17 protein-coding genes are annotated in these 18,703 nt (G+C 65.5%); 9 read left to right on the plus strand and 8 right to left on the minus strand.

The annotated features are described in order from the left end of the window. Window positions 1–50: 50 nt before the first annotated feature. The 3 genes from IPM12_10950 to IPM12_10960 all read right to left on the minus strand — a co-directional run bounded on the left by IPM12_10950 (window position 51) and on the right by IPM12_10960 (window position 2,987). Window positions 51–1,478, minus strand: a complete 1,428-nt coding sequence (locus IPM12_10950) for an MBL fold metallo-hydrolase (protein ID MBK9148316.1) — start codon at window positions 1,476–1,478, stop codon at window positions 51–53. A 51-nt stretch (window positions 1,479–1,529) separates the two neighbouring features. Continuing rightward, on the minus strand, window positions 1,530–2,237 hold the full coding sequence (locus IPM12_10955) for a C40 family peptidase (protein ID MBK9148317.1): 708 nt from the start codon (window positions 2,235–2,237) through the stop codon (window positions 1,530–1,532). A gap of 156 nt (window positions 2,238–2,393) precedes the next feature. Then, window positions 2,394–2,987, minus strand: coding sequence for a transferase hexapeptide repeat family protein (locus IPM12_10960; protein MBK9148318.1), 594 nt, complete (start codon window positions 2,985–2,987; stop codon window positions 2,394–2,396). 143 nt (window positions 2,988–3,130) lie between these two features. On the opposite strand from IPM12_10960, the gene IPM12_10965 reads away from it, so the two are divergent. From IPM12_10965 to fabG, 5 genes are all read left to right on the plus strand, one after another. After that, window positions 3,131–4,294: a porin gene (locus tag IPM12_10965; GenBank protein MBK9148319.1), complete on the plus strand. Its 1,164-nt coding sequence runs from the start codon at window positions 3,131–3,133 to the stop codon at window positions 4,292–4,294. Window positions 4,295–4,389: 95 nt separating this feature from the next. Beyond that, window positions 4,390–5,037, plus strand: coding sequence for a DUF47 family protein (locus tag IPM12_10970; protein MBK9148320.1), 648 nt, complete (start codon window positions 4,390–4,392; stop codon window positions 5,035–5,037). Window positions 5,038–5,041: 4 nt separating this feature from the next. Beyond that, entirely contained in the window at window positions 5,042–6,175 is a 1,134-nt protein-coding gene (locus IPM12_10975; GenBank protein ID MBK9148321.1) for an inorganic phosphate transporter, read from the plus strand. Window positions 6,176–6,205: 30 nt separating this feature from the next. Next, a complete protein-coding gene (locus IPM12_10980) occupies window positions 6,206–7,399 on the plus strand; it encodes a GlmU family protein (protein MBK9148322.1) in 1,194 nt (397 codons plus the stop codon). Window positions 7,400–7,474: 75 nt separating this feature from the next. Next, window positions 7,475–8,224: a 3-oxoacyl-[acyl-carrier-protein] reductase gene (gene fabG / locus IPM12_10985; GenBank protein ID MBK9148323.1), complete on the plus strand. Its 750-nt coding sequence runs from the start codon at window positions 7,475–7,477 to the stop codon at window positions 8,222–8,224. 83 nt (window positions 8,225–8,307) lie between these two features. On the opposite strand, the gene IPM12_10990 is transcribed toward fabG, so the two are convergent. Together IPM12_10990 and IPM12_10995 are read right to left on the minus strand one after the other, a co-directional pair. Continuing rightward, window positions 8,308–8,595, minus strand: a complete 288-nt coding sequence (locus IPM12_10990; GenBank protein MBK9148324.1) for a DUF86 domain-containing protein — start codon at window positions 8,593–8,595, stop codon at window positions 8,308–8,310. A gap of 37 nt (window positions 8,596–8,632) precedes the next feature. Further along, window positions 8,633–8,947 (minus strand): nucleotidyltransferase family protein, encoded by a 315-nt coding sequence (locus tag IPM12_10995; GenBank protein MBK9148325.1) that lies wholly within the window; start codon window positions 8,945–8,947, stop codon window positions 8,633–8,635. A 354-nt stretch (window positions 8,948–9,301) separates the two neighbouring features. On the opposite strand from IPM12_10995, the gene IPM12_11000 reads away from it, so the two are divergent. From IPM12_11000 to rpsA, 3 genes are all read left to right on the plus strand, one after another. After that, entirely contained in the window at window positions 9,302–11,386 is a 2,085-nt protein-coding gene (locus IPM12_11000) for a hypothetical protein (protein MBK9148326.1), read from the plus strand. Window positions 11,387–11,432: 46 nt separating this feature from the next. After that, entirely contained in the window at window positions 11,433–12,032 is a 600-nt protein-coding gene (locus IPM12_11005; GenBank protein MBK9148327.1) for a YdcF family protein, read from the plus strand. A 201-nt stretch (window positions 12,033–12,233) separates the two neighbouring features. Further along, a complete protein-coding gene (rpsA, locus tag IPM12_11010) occupies window positions 12,234–14,081 on the plus strand; it encodes a 30S ribosomal protein S1 (GenBank protein MBK9148328.1) in 1,848 nt (615 codons plus the stop codon). A gap of 61 nt (window positions 14,082–14,142) precedes the next feature. Here rpsA and IPM12_11015 read toward each other — a convergent pair whose 3' ends face one another. The 3 genes from IPM12_11015 to IPM12_11025 are packed head-to-tail and all read right to left on the minus strand — an operon-like array spanning window position 14,143 to window position 18,067. Then, the gene (locus IPM12_11015) at window positions 14,143–15,201 is read right to left on the minus strand and encodes a glycosyltransferase family 2 protein (GenBank protein ID MBK9148329.1); all 1,059 of its coding nucleotides are present in this window, start codon (window positions 15,199–15,201) and stop codon (window positions 14,143–14,145) included. Continuing rightward, window positions 15,198–16,274: a glycosyltransferase gene (locus IPM12_11020; protein MBK9148330.1), complete on the minus strand. Its 1,077-nt coding sequence runs from the start codon at window positions 16,272–16,274 to the stop codon at window positions 15,198–15,200. The genes IPM12_11015 and IPM12_11020 overlap by 4 nt, the downstream gene beginning before the upstream one ends. Beyond that, on the minus strand, window positions 16,271–18,067 hold the full coding sequence (locus tag IPM12_11025; protein MBK9148331.1) for a hypothetical protein: 1,797 nt from the start codon (window positions 18,065–18,067) through the stop codon (window positions 16,271–16,273). Before IPM12_11025 ends, IPM12_11020 begins: the two co-directional genes overlap by 4 nt. Window positions 18,068–18,170: 103 nt before the next feature. On the opposite strand from IPM12_11025, the gene IPM12_11030 reads away from it, so the two are divergent. Continuing rightward, window positions 18,171–18,623, plus strand: a complete 453-nt coding sequence (locus IPM12_11030) for an NfeD family protein (protein ID MBK9148332.1) — start codon at window positions 18,171–18,173, stop codon at window positions 18,621–18,623. Window positions 18,624–18,703 lie beyond the last annotated feature (80 nt).

An 18,703-nucleotide genomic window follows, 5' to 3' on the forward strand; every position in this document is an offset into this window, starting at 1 on the left:
GCTGACCGCTGCGCTGATCGGGCCAGCATGCGGGTTGCACCAAGGGGCGCTCACAGCTCGAACCGCTCGCGAAGCTTCGGCAGCTTCACGTCAGCGAAGCCGCGTTGCCTGAATTCCCCGGCCAAGGCCGTGCGCGGCCCTTCCTCGCCATGCACCAGGAAGAGGGTGCGCACGCGAGCGGGGTCCTGGCATTCGAGATAATGGAGCAATTCCTTGCGGTCGCCGTGCGCGCTGTAGAATTCCATGCGCAGCACCTCGGCATTCACCGGCACATGCTCACCGAAGATCCGCACCTCGCGCGCGCCATTGAGCAGTTCGTGACCGAGTGTTCCCGGTGCGCAGAAGCCCACCGCCAGCACGGCGTTGTCCGCATTCGGCAGGGCATGGAGCAAGTGGTGGCGCACGCGGCCGGCCTCCATCATGCCGCTGGCGCTGATGATGATGCAGGGCTCCTTCGATCCGTTCAGGCGCTTGCTCTGCTCCGATTCCCTTACGAACGATACTCCGGGAAAGGAGAAGAGGTCGGGGTCGCGATGCAATTCCTCGCGCACTTCGGGCCGGAAGAGCGCAGCATGCCGGCGGACGATATCAGTGGCGCTGATGGCCAAGGGGCTGTCCACGAAGACCGGGACGCGCGGCAAGCGGCCGGCGTTGCTGAGCGCGTTCAGGGTGTACAGGATCTCCTGGGTCTTGCCGATGCTGAACGCCGGGATGATCAATCGCCCGCGACGCTTCACGCAGACCTCAGTGACGTGCCGCAGCAGTTCATCCTCGGCTTCGGCGATGTCGGCATGGTCGCGGTCGCCGTAGGTGCTCTCGCAGATGATCGCATCGGCCTGCGGGAAAGGTGCAGGCGCAGGCAGTAAGCGGTCCACGTATCGGCCCACATCGCCGGTGAAGGAGAGGCGCAGGCTGCGCTCGCCATCGTCGATGGATAGGTGCACGGCCGCGCTTCCCAGGATATGCCCGGCATCGGAATAGGTGAGCTCGATGCCGGGCAAGACCTCGATGCGCTCCTGATAGGCCGCCGTTTGGAAGAGCGCCATGGCGGGCTGCACATCGTCCACGGTGTACAGCGGTCCTTCGGTGGGAGCGGCCTTGCCGCGCTTCTCCGCGCGTCGCACCGCATCCGTGAAGTCGTATTCCTGGATCCGCGCGCTGTCCTCGAGCATGATGGCGCAGAGGTCGCGGGTGGCCGGCGTGCTCCAGATGGTGCCTTTGAAGCCCTCGGCCACCAATCGGGGCAGCAGGCCGCTGTGATCGATGTGCGCATGGCTCAGCACCACGGCATCAATCGATTCTGGATCGAAGCCGAAGCGCCGGTTGCGGTCCTTCCCATTGCTGTTCGCGAGGGCCTCGCCCTGGAACATGCCGCAATCGAGCAGCACGCGGGCGGTGCTGCCATCGGTGCGTGTGAGTTCAAGCAGGTGCTTGCTTCCGGTAACGGTTCCGGCGGCGCCGTGAAAGGTGATTGCGATGGGCATGCGCCGCAAAGGTCGGGCGGGGCGCTCGAGATCGGTTCGTCGTTCTCAGAGCACCCGTCGCATCAGCCGCAGCTTGTGCGTGTAGCGCGCCTCCTCGGCGTTGTAGATGCCCTGTTGATCGAGCTTATCGATGCGCACCCGACCGCTGCTGTGGATGATGCGAAGGTCGTCGTCCTCATTGCGGGTGAGGACGATCCCCACGTGCGTGATGCGTCCCTCAGCGTTGTCGAAGAAAGCCAGGTCGCCGGGCTCGCACAGGTCAAGCAGCTCCACCATGTCGCCCTCCTCGGCCTGCTGGCCCGCATCGCGCGGCAGGTAGATCCCCATGAGGATGAAGATCATCTGGACGAGCCCGCTGCAATCGACGCCCCATGGCGTGCGGCCGCCCCAGAGGTAGGGCGCCCCGAGGAAGGGATGCATGTAGAGCTCGAGCAGCTCGGCGCGCTCCAGATCGGGCTTGTGGTTGGTGACGGCCTGAACCGGCACGCGATGCTTGCCCCAGAGGATCGTGCCCTCCTCGTAGAACGGCAGCACGGCGCCATAGGTGAGGGGCACTTGCCGCTCGCCGAGATCAACGATGGTGCTCTGATCGATCACGCGCAGGTCGGGATCGAAGTTGGGCGTGGGGCAGGGGGCGAGCTGCTTCTGGTCCACCCAGCCTTCATACCCGTCGTGGTCGAATCGCAAACGGCTCCAGTTGCCTTCGGTGTCCACCACTTGCGCGGTCTCGCCGAAGAGCCATTGGGTGACCATCTCGGCGCGATCGCTCGGCTCGGCGCGCACGGGGACGATGGAGAGGGGGCAGATGACGGCGTTCACGATGGGTCGGAAGGTTGAAGGTTGAGTGCCTTCGCGGAGGCGCTGGGTTAGGGAGTCGCAGGGTTCTCGTGGCCGAAGGTAGGCTCCGATTCAACTGCGCGTTCTCTTCCACGTGCTGTATGCCGCAGTGATGGGCGGCCTGCTGCGATCCACTTCGCGCAGCGGCTCGCAGGGCTTGAGCGTCGCGTGCAATTGCGCAGGAAGTGATTGGTAAAGACGCGTGCCTTCGGACTTCCAAGCAAGCATTTCATCGCTTACCGCTTTCACCGCCTTGGCCGGATTGCCCACGATCACCTGCCGGGCCTCCCAGATGCTCCCTTCGGGCAGGAAGGCCAGAGCGCCTACGATGCAGCCCTCGCCGAGCTGCACATCGTCCATGATCACCGCATTCATGCCCACCAGGCAGTTGGGTCCGATGGTGGCGCCGTGGATGATGGCGCCGTGCCCGATGTGCGCGCCGGGGTGCAGCACCACCTTCACCCCGGGGAACATATGGATGGTGCAATTCTCCTGCACGTTGCAGCCGTCCTTCACCACGATCTCGCCCCAATCTCCGCGAAGCGCCGCGCCGGGACCGATGTACACGTCCGCCCCGATGACCACGTTGCCCGTAACCGCTGCTTGCGGATGCACGAAGGCCGTGGGGTGCACAACCGGCCGATAACCATTGAATTCGTAAAGCATGTTCCCGTTTCGCCGCAAAGGTGCATTCCTGATTCTTCATAACGTTCAAGGTCAGTTTCCGGCATGGTAACATTCAATTAACAGGTCGAACGCTGCTTCGCGCCGCGATGTACCGGAGACTACCACGATGCTTGGCGGCAGCCATGCTGCTCGCTGTGCCTGCCTTGCTGTTCGCTCAGAACGAGCGAGACGAGGCTCCTTTGATCGATGTGCGCAATGGCCTTTCATTCTCCAAGGATTCGGTATTCGCCCTGAACTTGCGCTTCCGCATGCAGAGCCGTGCGGGAATCACTACCGCAGGCGGTGACGACTTGAGCGTGGATGCCGTGGATCTGCGCATCCGCAGGCTCCGGCTCCGGCTCGACGGCCACGTGCTCGCGCGTAAGCTCCGGTACTATGTGCAACTCAATTTCAGCCGCGCGGACTTGGACCTGGAGGGGGATGTGATCGCTCAGCCCCTGCGCGACGCCTTGGTTTACTACTACTTCAACCCGAACTTGTATGTGGGCTTCGGGCAGGGCAAGCTGCCTGGCAATCGCCAACGGGTGATCAGCTCCGGCAATCAGCAGTTCCCCGACCGTTCCATCGCCAATGCAGCTTTCACCTTGGACCGTGATGTGGGCATGTTCGCATACTGGACCATCCCCCTCGGTGAGCAGCTCGTTCAACTGAAAGGCGCGCTGACCAGCGGCGAGGGAAGGGGCGCGCTGGTGGGCAACAATGGCATCTGCTACACCAGCCGTTTGGAGTGGTTGCCGTTCGGGGCATTCGCGAACAGCGGCGACTTCAGCGAGGGCGATCTGGAGATGGAATCGCGCCCGAGGCTCTCGGTGGCAGCGGGTTATTCGTACAACGATGGCGCTATGCGAACGGGCGGCCAATTGGGGACGGAGCTCTTCGCGCCAACGGATATAGGCACCTTCATCGCCGATGCGGTCCTCAAGTATCAAGGTTGGGCGCTGTCTGCCGAAGCTTTCCAGCGCGACAGCGACAGGCCAATAACCACCAGTGAAGCGGGCGCGGTGCGCTTCGTGACCGCTGGACAAGGGCTGAATGTGCAATTGAGCAAGCATTTCCGCAGCCACTGGGAAATCGCATCGCGCTACACCATTGTCCGGCCTACCGGCGAAGTGACCTTACTGCGCGCTCGCACCGAGGAGTCCCTGCTCGGGATCAATCGCTACCTCAACGGCCATCGTATCAAGCTGCAGTGGTACGCAGGCTACCGCTGGATTGATGGCATGGCCGCCTTCGATCACAATGGGAACAGTTGGACCACCTTGTTCCAAGTTGAGTTCGGGATCTGACGATCCATGATCATGTTAACCTAGGGTTACCAATCCGCAAGAGCAGCTTCGCGCTAAGCTCCCCGGATACATTTGCCCACCCCAATCAAAGCCCCATGGCGCTCGACCAACTCCTGAGCATCTTCAAGCCACGAGACCGCGTGTTCTTCTACCATTTCGAGGCCAGTGCCGCGAACGTGCTCAAGATGAGCGAGGACCTGATGGCCATCATGCAAACCGAGCCGGGCTCACAGCGCACCGCCTTGCTGGAGCGGCTCGAGATCGCCGAGCGCGCCAACGACGACCTCACGCACACCATCTTCACCGACCTGGCGCGCAACTTCATCACGCCGATCGACCGGGAAGACATCCACAGCCTGGCCACCAGCCTCGACGACGTGGCCGACTTCATCCTGGCCAGCGCCAAGAACCTCGAGCTCTTCGGCATCGGCAAGCCCGACCAGACCTGTTCCGAGCTGGCCCGACTGGTGAACGAGGGTGCTCACATCGTGCAGCTGGCCGTGCAGAACCTCCGGCGCATGCATAAGAGCAATGCCCACATGGAATTCGTGGTGCAGATCAACAGCATGGAGAATCAGGCCGATGAGGTCTATGACCGGGCCATCCAGAAGCTCTTCGCCAATGAGAAGGATCCCATCGCGCTGATCAAGCTGCGCGACCTGTACAGCACCTTGGAATTGGCCACGGACAAGTGCGAGGACGTGGGCAATGTGCTCGAGTCCATCATGCTCAAGTACGCCTGAGCCCATGACGCTGCTCATCGTGATCATCGCGTTAGCGCTGATCTTCGACTACATCAACGGCTTCCACGACGCGGCGAACTCCATCGCCACGATCGTCAGCACCAAGGTGCTCACGCCCGTGCAGGCCGTGATCTGGGCCGCGGCCTTCAACTTCATCGCCTTCTTCATCTTCAGCGACCATCACGTCGCGAACACGGTGGCCAAGACGGTGCACGAGGAATTCATCACCCTGCGCGTGGTGCTCGCGGGCCTCATCGCCGCCATCGCCTGGAACCTGCTCACCTGGTGGTACGGCATCCCCAGCAGCAGTTCGCACACCCTCATCGGCGGATTCGCAGGGGCCGCTTTGGCCGGCGCTGGCTTCGACCTGGGCAGCGTGAACCTCTCCAAGATCGGACTGGTGGCCGCGTTCATCCTCCTGGCCCCGGTGGTCGGTATGATCATCAGCATCTTCATCACGCTGGTCACCCTCGTGAGCAAGCTCTGGCTGCGCCTGCTCATCATCGCCCTGGCCACGGCCATCACCAGCATCTTCATCCTGAAGAACAATGATCTGCGCATCGGCCTGGCGCTGTTCTCGCTCGTGTTCATGCTCACCTATGCCGTTGACCTGAGCAAGGCACCCAGCGCGCTGCGCACGTCCAACCTCTACAAACGGCTGCAACTGCTGAGTTCCGCTGCGTTCAGCATCGGCCACGGCGGCAACGATGCGCAGAAGGTGATGGGCATCATCATGGTGGCCATGGTGGCCAGCGGACAGGCAGAGGGCCTCGATCACATGCCGGCCTGGATCCCGCTCGCCTGCTATTCCGCCATCGGCCTGGGCACGCTCAGCGGCGGCTGGAAGATCGTGAAGACCATGGGCACGCGCATCACCAAGGTGAGCCCGCTCGAAGGCGTGTGCGCCGAGAGCGCCGGTGCCATGACGCTCTACATGACCGAGCAGATGGGCATCCCCGTGAGCACCACGCACACCATCACCGGCAGCATCATCGGCGTGGGCACCACCAAGCGCGTGAGCGCCGTGCGCTGGGGCGTGACCGTGCGCCTGCTCTGGGCCTGGATCCTCACCATCCCGGTGAGCGCTGTGCTCGCGGCCCTGGCCTGGTGGGTGTGCGGCCTCTTCGGCATGGAGTAGCGCTGCCAGCGCTCTTCTACCTTCGTCCGCATGGCGATCATCCTTTCCGACGCGGGCCATCACGCGCACCTGCTGCCCCTCACCTTCACGCGTCCGGTGGCGCAGCTGCGCCCCGGCATCCTGCGCATCAGCGAGGGCTGGCAATTGCGCAGCGAGCTGCCCATCGGCTATCGCACGGAGAGCTACCTGCAGGCGGGCTTCCCCTTGCTCGCCGGTGAAGGCCCGCGCTATGAAGTGGACGGCACCTTGTTCCCCACGGATGATCTGGTGGAAGCCGTGCTGGATCTGAAGCCGGGCGAAGCGCTGGTCAAGGACGGTCGCGCCCTGGCCTTCGGCATCGCCGGGAGTGAAGCGCCGGATGCCGCCGCTTGGTCGAACCCGCCGGCCTATGAGCAGCAAGTCCCATTCGCGGGTGAGGTGATCTCCTTCACGCGGCCCTGGCATCTCTTCCAGCAGTGCGGCCAAGCCATCGCGCACGACTTCCAACTGCTCACCGAAGGAAGGCGATCACAGCCGCTGAGCGCCTTGAATACGGTGCTCGGTGACCCCTCGCTCATCTTCCTGGAAGAAGGCGCCGTGTGCGAGGCGAGCATCCTCAATACCAAGGGAGGCCCCATCTACATCGGTCGCGGCGCGGAAGTGATGGAGGGCTGCTTGCTACGCGGACCCATCGCGCTGGGCAATCACGCCCAACTGAAGATGGGCGCGAAGGTCTATGGCCCATCAGCCTTCGGGCCCGAATGCCGCGTGGGCGGCGAGGTGAACAACAGCGTCATGTTCGGCTTCAGCAACAAGGGCCACGATGGCTTCCTCGGCAATAGCGTGCTGGGCGAATGGTGCAACCTGGGCGCCGACACCAACAACAGCAACCTGAAGAACACCTATGGCGAGGTGAAGGTGTACAGCCACGCCGAAGGCCAGGAGGTGGGCACGGGCCTGCAGTTCTGCGGGCTCTTCATGGGCGATCACAGCAAGAGCGGCATCAACACCATGTTCAATACGGGCACGGCGGTGGGCGTATCGGCCAACGTATTCGGCGGCGGCTTTCCGCCCAAGCGCATCCCCTCGTTCGCATGGGGCGGGGCCGATGGCCTCGATACCTACGACATCGAGCGGGCCATCGATGCCGCCAAACGCGTGCTGGCGCGTCGCGATCAAGTGCTCACCGCGCCAGCCGAAGCCATCCTGCGGCATGTGTTCGCGCTGGAGCAGGGCGGGGGCTGATCGCTGATCGGCTGCCCTTGGGCATCGGATGCGCAGCCCCACGGGGAATAGGAAAGGTGCTTCTACATTCGCCGCATGGCACTACTTACCGGAAAAACCGCCCTCATCACCGGCGGTTCGCGCGGCATCGGCCGCGGCATCGTGGAACGCTTCCTGGAAGAAGGCGCCGACGTGGCCTTCACCTACGTGAGCAGCCCCGACAAAGCCAACGCCGTGGCCGAGGAGCTGAAGGCGAAGAGCGGCCGCCTGGTGCTCGCCATCCAGAGCGATGCCGCCGACTTCAACAGCGCCCAGGCCGCCGTGGACCAGGTGGTGGCCGCCTGGGGCAGGCTCGATGTGCTGGTGAACAACGCGGGCATCACCAAGGACCAATTGCTCATGCGCATGAGCGAGGCCGATTGGGACGCGGTGATCGCCACCAACCTCAAGAGCGTCTTCAACATGACCAAGGCCGTGATGCGCACCATGCTGAAGCAGCGCAGCGGCAGCATCATCAACATGAGCAGCGTGGTGGGGGTGAAGGGCAACGCCGGACAGGCCAACTACGCCGCCAGCAAGGCCGGCATCATCGGCTTCACCAAGAGCGTGGCCCTGGAGCTCGGCAGCCGCAGCATCCGCAGCAACGCCATCGCCCCCGGCTTCATCGAAACGGAGATGACCGGCGCCCTCGACCCCAAGGTGGTGGAGCAATGGCGCGAAGGAATCCCCCTGAAGCGCGGCGGCACCCCCACCGATGTGGCCAACGCCTGCGTCTTCCTCGGCAGCGACCTCAGCAGCTACATCACCGGACAGACATTGCATGTGTGCGGGGGGATGACGACGTAGGGGGGAGGACGACGCGCGGAGTGCGCAGCGCTCAACGACTTGCCTCTGTGCAGTGCCGCAGGTTGCTTGGTGGATGGCACGACCTACCCGCCTTCAAGCGCAATGATGCGGCGGAGCTCATGGCTCAGCGTCGGGATCTCGTTCTGGAGCACGCCCCACACGATGTCATAGTCGATCCCGAAGTAGTGGTGGATCAGCACATCGCGCATGCCGGCCATGTCAGACCAGACCACTTGCGGATACTTAGCCCGCAATTCATGTGGCAGCTTCTTTACGGCCTCGCCGATCACCTCCAAGCTGCGCACAATGGCGCGGCTGTTCGTAGGGTCGTCCAATAATTCAGTCCAGCCCTTGCCTTCTTTCAAGGCCATCAGCTAAACGCACTCGTGCGCGATGTGCCGCAGGAAATCAAGCAGCGAGGGCGACATATTGCACTTCTTGCAGGATGTGCTTGCCGATGAAGGCATTCAGCGAAGCGGGCGTGACCAGCTCCACCTTGCGGCCCAACTGGGACTCTAAGAAGCGCGATAGGCCCACCAGGTTCTTCAAGGTCTTGCGCTCAGGTGCGAACTCCACGAAGAGGTCCACATCGCTGTGCGGGGTGGCGGCATCACGCGCAAATGAGCCGAATACGCCGAGTCGCGCAACACCATAGCCTTGTATCTGCGTAGCGTTGGCCTGCAAGGCCTGGAGCAACTCAGCGCGGTTGTGCACGGTGGGCATGTGGCGAAGGTAGGGGGCGAGTGTTTGGTTGGTAGTGTCTCAGTTCGAGCCAATCGCAGGGTTGATGCAGACCAGCTAGCGGCAAGGGTAGAGCGGTTCAGAAACCACGTGCGGTAGGTGTTCACGGCCAGCGCGCCTGCCTGCGGTAGGCAGGGCCGCGCCCGGCTCGGACAGCCTGTGCCGAGGGCATTGTGCGAGCCGGGACTGCGGCTTTGGCCGTGGTCGCTCCCGAGCCGCAGGCGAAGGGATGGCTCCACCTTTCCATCAAGGGAAAGGTGGAAATGAGACTCGGCATTGAGCCTTCGCAAACTGAGACACTACCGGCCGCCCTTCCGCTTCCCATCTTCGCGCCCCATGCACCTCACCACGGCCCATTCCCTCTGGCTCGCGCCCTTGTGCGTGCTGCTGGGCGCGGCCTTGGCGTGGTGCCTGTACCGCAGGCAGCAAGGGAAGGAGGGCTTCCCGCCGCGCGTGAACTGGTTGCTGGCCGTGCTGCGCGCGGTGGCCGTGGCCATCATCGCCTTCTTCCTGCTGGAGCCCATGCTGCGCATCCTGGTGCGCGAGGTGCGCAAGCCGGTGGTGGCCCTGCTGCACGACGGCTCGCGATCGCTGCTGCTCGCCGGCGATACGGCCGCGCTGCGCGGATCCTATGCGGAGCGCCTCAAGCGCCTGGAGTCCGAACTGGGCGAGCGCTTCACCGTGCGCGCCTTCACCTACGGCGATCAGGTCACCGAGGGCCTCGACCTGGAGCAGCGCGGCACGGCCTCCGACCTGAGCCAGGCGCTGCGCGAGCTTTACGACCGCTTCAGCGGACCCGACCTCGCCGCCGTGATCCTCGATGGCGATGGCATCGTGAACCGAGGCCGCGACCCGCGCTACGATGCCGAGCGCTTGCAGGTGCCGGTCTTCACCATAGCCTTGGGCGATACCACCGTGCGGCCCGATCTGGCCGTGCGGTCCGTGGAGCACAACCGCATCTGCTTCCTGGGCAATGAGTTCCCCGTGCGCGTGCGCCTCACGGCGCAGCACCTGAAGGGCGCAGGCTCCCGCGTGCTGATCAAGCGCGGCGGCGAGGTGCTGGCCAGCCAGTCCCTGGCCATCACAACCGACCCTTTCGTGACCGAGGTCGCCTTCAGCGTGAAGGCCGACAAGCCCGGCACGCAGCGCTATACCGTGGAGGCCGAAGCCGTCGATGGGGAGAGCGGCCGCGCGAACAACGAGCAGGACTTCTTCATCGAAGTGCTCGATGCGCGGCAGAAGCTGCTGATCCTGGCCGCCGCGCCGCACCCCGACCTCGCCGCCCTGCGCGCCGCCCTCAGCGGTGTGGAAGGCCATGAGGTGGAGCTGGCCTACGCCGACGGATTCAACGGCGCCGCTGCGGCGTACGACCTGATCGTGCTGCACCAGCTGCCCGGCAACAAGGCCGATGCGGGCGCTTTCATCGCCAGCGCGCAGGCGAAAGGGATCCCCCTGCTGCACGTGATCGGCATGGGCACGCGGATGGACGCGCTCAATGCCCTGCGCGGCGGCGTGCGCGTGAGCGATCCGCGACCTTCGATCACCGACGCGCAAGCCGCCGTGGCCCGCGACTTCGGCCTCTTCATCCTTGAGGCCGACCTGGTGCAGGCGCTGGAGCGCTTCCCGCCCTTGCAGGTGCCCTTCGCCCAGTATGCCTTGAGCCGTTCCGCATCGGCCCTGGCCTGGCAGCGCGTGGGCGCTGTGCGCACCGAAGCGCCGCTGATCGCGGTGGAGCAGCAGGAGGGCACCCGCAGCGCCGCCATCTGCGGCGAGGGCCTGTGGCGCTGGCGCATGGCCGATTACCAGCTCAACGGCTCCCACGAGCGCTTCGACCGCCTGATCCGCAAGCTGGCCCAATTCCTCGCCCTCAAGGCCGATAAGAAGCGCTTCCGCGTGGATCACGCACCGGTGGTGCCGGCCAATGAGCAGGTGCTCTTGAATGCCGAGGTGTACAATGCGGCGTTCGAGGCGGTGCCCGATGCCGAGGTCACCATCGTCCTCAAGGATGAAGAGGGGCGCGAGTATCCGGTGGCGTTCAATGCCGGCGCGAACGGTTACCGGGCGAATGCCGGTCTGCTGCCCGCCGGCCGCTATACCTGGCAGGCCGAAGCGGAGCACCAAGGGGAGCGCATGCGGGCGCAAGGCGAAGTGCATGTGAGCGCGGTGACCCTGGAGCAGGTGAGCACCGTGGCGGATCATGGGCTGCTGGCCGACATCGCCGCGCGCACCGGAGGGCAGCAGGTGGGTCCTTCCCAGCTGGATGCGATCGTTGCGGCGCTGGGCACCGAGCAGCGTTACGCCGCCCGCTCCTACGCGCAGCCGCGCTTCAGCGACCTGATCGAGCTGCGCTGGATCTTCTTCGCGGTGCTGGCGCTGCTGGCCAGCGAATGGGCGCTGCGCCGCCGAAGCGGAGCGTATTGACATGGAAGCGCCGCATCCCGGGCCACGATCGCGCGCCGTGCGGTGGATGAGGCGCTTGCTGGTGCTGGCCGTCGCGGCAGCGGTGCTCTGGTTCGCACGGGTGCCTGTGATGCTCGCGCTCGGCCACTGGCTGATCGAGGAGGACCCGCTGGCCCCCGCCGATGCGATCGTGGTGCTCGGCGGCGCACCGGTGGAGCGCGCACCGCTTGGCGCGCGCTTGCTGCGCGAAGGATGGGCCCCGCGCCTGGTCTTTACTGGGGAAATCCCCGACGAACGGCTGCGCGTGTACGGCATCGAGCGCACCGATGCGGCCCTGGGTCGCGATGCCGCCAGGCTCGACAGCACGGGGCTCAACCGGGTGACCTTGATCGAGGAGGGCACCAGCACCGCGGAAGAAGCCCAGGCGGTGCGCCGCTTCTGCGCGGAGAACAGCCTGAGCCGGGTGATCGTGGTCACCACGGAATTCCACACCCGCCGGGCGGGCCGGGTCTTCCGCAAGGCCTTGGAGCCGGGCGTGGAGGTGATCATGCGCGCCGCCCCTGGCCGCGATTACGACCCGGATAAATGGTGGGAGAGCGAGGCGGGCCTGATCATGGTGAACAATGAGTGCATGAAGACCCTCTACTACGCGCTTCGGAAGCCGTGAGCCCGCAAGTGCGGCGGGCCGCAGCATCTGCGCCCGCGAGGCATTCCTGGTCCAATCCTTCAGCTTACATTCGCGGCCCCGTTTCCCCCGCCCTCCGTGGCGGGCCCGGGGAACGTCCGGCAAGGGGAGCACCGGGCGCCGCATCAGGAACCCTCTCGGGCAGCCCCCCCACGGCCCGGGATACAAGTTGAAGCAGAACGCATGTCAACTGTCGAGAACAACAAGGTCACCTTCGCTGAGCCGCCCGCCGATTTCGATTGGGCCGGCGTGGAGGATGACAAGAAGGCCATGGGCGCCGAGGCGCACCAGGCCATGGAGAACGCCTACGAGAAGACCCTGAGCAGCATCTCCGAGAAGGAAGTGCTCATGGGCACCGTGGTGGGCATGAACAAGAAGGAGGTGGTGATCAACATCGGCTACAAGTCCGAGGGCGTGGTCCCCATCAGCGAATTCCGCTACAAGCCCGACCTCGCCATCGGCGACCAGGTGGAGGTGTACATCGAGAAGCAGGAGGACAAGGGCGGCCAGATGGTGGTGAGCCACAAGACCGCGCGCGTGCACAACGCCTGGGGCAAGGTGAACCACGCGATGGAGACCAGCGAGGTGATCACCGGCTTCGTGAAGTGCCGCACCAAGGGCGGCCTCATCGTCGATGTCTTCGGCATCGAGGCCTTCTTGCCAGGCTCGCAGATCGATGTGAAGCCGATCCGCGACTACGATCAGTTCGTGGGCAAGAACATGGAGTTCAAGGTGGTGAAGATCAACCAGGAGTTCAAGAACGTGGTGGTCTCCCACAAGGCGCTGATCGAGGCCGAGCTCGAGGCGCAGAAGAAGCAGATCATCGGCGGCCTGGAGAAGGGCCAGGTGCTCGAGGGCACGGTGAAGAACATCACCACCTACGGCGTGTTCGTGGACCTGGGCGGCGTGGACGGCCTGATCCACATCACCGATCTGGCGTACGGCCGCGTGAACCACCCCGAGGAAGTGGTGAAGCTCGACGAGAAGATCAACGTGGTGATCCTCGACTTCGACGACGAGAAGCGCCGCATCGCCCTCGGCCTCAAGCAGCTGCTGCCGCACCCTTGGGATGCGCTCAGCCCGGACATGAACGCCGGCGACAAGGTGAAGGGCAAGGTGATGGTGATCACCGATTACGGCGCCTTCGTGGAGGTGAGCCCCGGCGTGGAGGGCCTGCTGCACGTGAGCGAGATGAGCTGGAGCCAGCACCTGCGCAGCCCGAAGGATTTCCTCAAGGAAGGGCAGGAGATCGATTGCGTGGTGCTCAACATCGACCGCGAGGAGCGCAAGATGAGCCTCGGCATGAAGCAGCTGAGCACCGATCCCTGGGCCGATATCGAGTTCCGCTACCCTGTGCGCTCCAAGCACACCGCCAAGGTGCGCAACTTCACGCACTTCGGCATCTTCGCCGAGCTCGAGGAAGGCGTCGATGGCCTGATCCACATCAGCGACCTGAGCTGGACCAAGCGCATCAAGCACCCCAGCGAGTTCTGCAACGTGGGCGATGAAGTGGAGGTGATGGTGCTCGAGGTGGATAAGGACAACCGCCGCCTCAGCCTCGGCCACAAGCAGGTGGAAGAGAACCCGTGGGAGGTGTTCGCCACCGTGTTCACCCCGGGCAGCGTCCATGAAGGCACCATCACCGGCCGTGCCGGTCAGAACTTCGTGGTGAGCCTGCCCTATGGCGTGGAAGGCACCGTGACCGCCAAGCACCTGAAGAAGGCCGATGGCTCGAAGGCCGAGCTGGAGGAGAAACTGCCCTTCATGGTGCTCGAGTTCAATGCCGACGCGCGCCGCATCGGCCTGAGCCATACCCGCACCTTCGAAGAGGGCGAAGAGCCCTTGGAGACCGTGGCCAAAGGCAAGCGCACCCGCAAGGAAGGCGACAGCGCAGCCACCAGTGCCAGCGTGAAGAGCGTGAACGAGAAAGTGGAGAAGAGCACCCTCGGCGACCTCGGCGTGCTGAGCGACCTGAAGAGCTCGATGGAGAGCAAGGAACGCTCGAAGGACGAAGACAAGGGCGCTGAATAAGCCAGCGACCGAAGCACCCAAGTACGATCAGGGCCCCGGAGAATTCCGGGGCCCTGCCGTTTCAGCGGGAGCTGGAGGCCGCGCTGCCCGGCGGCTCGCGCCGCAGCAGCAGGAAATCCACGATGCCGCGCAGATAGCCCGCGCCATAGGCCACGTGCAGCGTGATGAAGGCCAGGAGCACGCCCGGCGCATCGCTCAGGCGATCGGCTGCGCGCAGCGCGCTGATCAGCGCCGCAACGAGGTACAGCGCCGATCCGCCCGCATAAGCGAAGGCCAGCGAAGGATGGAGCAGCGACGCGGCCGCGCCCGTGACCAGGAAGAGCACGAATGCCGCCGGGACCACTTGGCGGAAGGTGGTCACCGTGCCGTGCAAGCGGCCCACGAACGCCTTCCAATAGCCGTACTGCCAGTATTGCCTGAAGAGCTTGCGCATGCCGGCGCGCACGTAGTACCGGCTCCGGATGGCCGGGTCGAGGATGATGGTCCAGCCGGCGCGGACGAGCCGGAAATTGAGCTCGTCGTCCTGGTTGCGGGCCAAGCGCTCATCCACGAAGCCGATGGCTGCGAGCGCCTCGCGCCGGTACGCGCCGAAGGCTACGGTATCCACCTCGCCGGCCCGGCGGCCCGTGCGGAAGTGCGCGCCGCCCACGCCGAACGGATGCCCCATGGCCGCGCCGATCCGCCTGCTGGTGGCATCGGTGTACACGTTTGCGATGATGCCGCCGACGCAACCGGCCCGGGCATGCGCGCGCAAGGCGGCGATGTTCGCTTGCAGGAAATCCGCTTCCGCTTCGGCGTGGGCGCCCAGCAGCAGGCCCACGTCGTAGCCTGCGGGCTTCAATCCCAGGTTCATGGCGTGCGGCGTGGTGCGCGCCGGATTGTCCACGAGCTTGATCCACGGATGCTCCGCAGCGAGCGCCTCGATCTCCGTGCGCGTACCATCCTCGCTCAGTCCATCGCATACCCAGGCCTCGAACTTCAGGCCGCTGCGATCCGCCGCGATCAATGATCGCAGGCATCGGCCGATGTAGCCCGCTTCATTGCGGCAGGGGATCACCACACGCACCTGCGGTGCGTCAGGCAGCGGAGCCGCTGCATCCGGTTGGCGCCTGCCGGTCATGTGCGCTTCGCTTCAATGGCTGCCTGGATCACCGCGAGCTGCTTGGCCACGCAGTCCTTCCAATCATAGCGGGCCTGCACCAACAGCCGTCCGGCTTCGCCCATGGCCTTGCGCATGCCCGCATCACGCGCGAGCTGGAGCATGGCCTCGGCGGCGGCCTCCGGGTCTTCCTTGGGCACGATCAATCCGGTGCGGCCCTCATCCACCACTTCAGGCAACCCGCCCACGCGGCTCACCACCACAGGCAATCCGCAGGCGCTGGCCTCGATCACCGCGACGCCGAAGCTCTCGCTGTCGGTGCGGCTCAGGGCGATGCAGGCATCGAGCCGGCGCAGCTCTTCAGGCACTTGGGCGTGCGGCACCGCCCCGACGAATTCGGTCCGATCCGCGATCCTCAAGGCGCGGGCGAGCGCCTCGAGCCCATTGCGGTCGGGACCATCGCCCACGATGCGGAGCCGCGCCTGCGCGAGCGCGGGATCGCGGGCGGCCACCGCGAAGGCGCGCAGCAGCGTATCGATGCCATACTTCGGAGCCAGCGTCTTCACGGTGCCGAAGACGAGTGCGCCACCGCCTTTCGGCGCTGGGGAGAAGCGATCCAGGTCCACGCCGAACGGAACCACCGCGATCCGCGCCAGCTCCGGGCAGATGCGCCGGGTGCGCCCGGCCATCACCTCGCTCGTGCTCACCACGGCATCGGCGCGCAGCAGGTTGCGGCGCAGGAGCCAGCGGTGCAGCGGGCTGGTATCCGGGAATTCATGCACATCGCTGCCCCAGACATTCAGGATCAATGGAACACCCTTCAATCGCGGCGCCAGCGTCCCATAGCCCGAGGCGTAATGGGCGTTGATCGCATCGGGCCTGATGGAAAGGGCGATGCCGCGGGCCGCTGAACGGTTCAGCAGGTAGCCCAAGCCCTTGCGATGCGGCAGCAAATGCATGCGCACATCATTCCGGTAGGGCTCGCGCGGTGCGTGCTGCGTGATCACGTGAACCTCATGCCCGCGCTCCGCGAAGGCATCGGCCCACCGGCGCGTATGCACCGAGTTGGCAGCGGCCACCAGGAGCAGCTTCATGGGTCGATGGGCTTGTGCAGGGCCACGGAGCGCAGGTGGGCGAGCGTGGCCGACGCGGCTTCCGGCGACCCATCCGGGGCGTCCACCACCAAGGCTTCGCTGCCCCGCCACCAGAGGCCATCGCGCACCGTGCCGTTGCGGCAGATCAACCCTGCGGCGAAGAAGGCGGCGAACTGCGAGAAGAGCCTGCCGAGCCAGGGCCGCGCCACGCCCGGCACCCCTGCGCGGTGCACATCATCGCCCACGAAGGTGACCACCACGGGGGAGAGGCTGCTGAGCACCGTGAACAGCCCGGCGGCCGAGCCATAGAGCGAGAGCACCACATCGGCGCGCTCGGTGATGATCAAGCGCTTGAGGCGCTGCCGGGCCAGCCAGAGCCGCCACAGCGACGTGCGGCTCTCCAGATGCATCACGCTCACGCGCGCGCCCATGGTGCCCAGGCGGTCCGCCTCGCCACGTGCATCGGCGTACACGGAGCCGCCTTCGGCCTCGGGCACCACCACCACCACTCGCAGCACGCCATCGGCCTGTGCGGCAAGGCGCCTCAATTCATCCTGCACGTAGCGGACATCGCTCCACGTGGCCAGGCCCAGGTAGCAGAGCGCCGCCAGCAGCACTACCGGCATGGTGTACCACGGCGTAGGCACCAGGAGGTGAACGAGGCCCCCGAGCAGCAGGATCGCGAATGACTTGCTCAGGTTGATGCCGTTGCGCGGCGTGCGGAAATAGGCATCGAGCAGGCTGCGCATGCCATTGAAGTACGCGAAGGGCAATGCGCCGATGAAGACCAGCCGCGCCATGGGCACGTACGCTTCGCCGGTGGGGCCGAGGTAGATCAGCAGCAGGGGAGAGGCGAGCAGCTCGAAGCCGGCCGTGAGCGCCACGGAGGCGAGCAGCACCAGCCGCGACATGCGGGCCACGCGGGCGGAGAGGTCGTCATATTCTCCTCGCGCGAGCTTGGCCGCAGCGGCCGGCAGCAGCAGCAGGGCCACCGGCGAGAAGGCCGCCGCAGCGATGTTCAGCAGCGTGGCGCCGAATCCCACTTCGCCGCTGAGATCGAGCCCGTGGGTGCGCAGCGCGATGTAGCCCGGCACCGTGAGCAGCGCGCCCAGGGCCACATCGCCGGGCACGCGCGGCAGGCCATAGCGAAGGATCTCGCCTCGCTCGCGGCGCACGGGGCCATCGTCCTGGATCAGGTCTGGCGCCATGGCCACCAAGGGCGGCAGCAGCCAGCTGACGGCTGTGGCCCAGAGCGCGCTGGGCATGTCGGTGAAGAGCACCAAGGCGAGGCAGGGGCCGATGGCCAGCACGATGAGCTGCAGGGCATTGGCCGCCACGATCCGCCCCCTGCCGCGCAGATAGCCGTAGGCTACGCCATGCGCCGCCATGCCGAAGGTCATGGCGCCGATGGGCGGAACCAGCGCAGCGCTCCCGCTGTCGCCGAAGAGCATCCAGGCCAGCGGCTCGGCGAGCACGATGCTCAGCACGCTCACCAGCACGCCCAGCGGCGCCACCACGGAGAATGCGCCGCGCAGGTAGCGTCGGGCGGCATCGGGCGCGGCATCCATGGCCACGAAGCGGGTGAGGCCCACCATGGCTCCCATGAGCACCACCGGGAAAAGGAAGGCCACGGTGCGACGCGCGATCACGTACAGGTCGAGATCGACCTTGCTCTGTTCCGCCGCCAAGCGGAAGGACAGCACCATGCCCAGCAGGGCAAGCCCCTCGGTGCCGAAGGTGAGCAGGGTATCGCGCCCCAAACGGAAACCGGGGGTGCGTGCGTTTCCGGACATGGCGGGCGAAAATACCGGACGCCGCCCGGCCCGCAGGCCCGCCGCTCATCAGAAGCGCGGCCAGCGTGTACCCAAGCCCCGTCTATCTTCGACGGCGAACAACATGGCAGACCTGAATCTCTCCCCGTACCACTGGTGGGCCGCAGCCGCCATCGTGCTGCTGATCGCCGAGATCTTCGTGCCCGGCTTCTGGCTCTTCTGCGTGAGCATGGGCTGCTTCGCGGCCAGCGGCGCGGCTTTCCTGGGCGCTGGCATCTCCGTGCAGCTCATCGCCTGCGCGGCGGTCTCCCTAACGGCTTTCTTCACGCTCCGCCCCTTGCTCATGAAGCGCATGTGGAAGGACAATGGCGTGCGCACCAACGTGGATGCGCTCGTGGGCCAGCGCGGGCGCGTCACCCAGGATTTCGAGGCCGGCCTCCGCCTGGGCCGCGTGTCCGTGGGCGGCGACGATTGGCGCGCCGAGTGCGTGAGCGATCATGCCCTCCGCGTGGGCGATGTGGTGGAGGTGGTGCGCGTGGACAGCAACACCGTGATCGTGAAGCCCGTGGCGCCATGACGCTTGGAGGTTGAGATCGCTTGAGACCTGAACCCCTCAACCCCTCAACCCCTCAACCCCCAACCCCCAACCCCCAACCC

The organism is Flavobacteriales bacterium (assembly GCA_016716605.1).
In the GTDB taxonomy this organism is placed as follows: Bacteria; Bacteroidota; Bacteroidia; order Flavobacteriales_F; family PHOS-HE28; genus PHOS-HE28.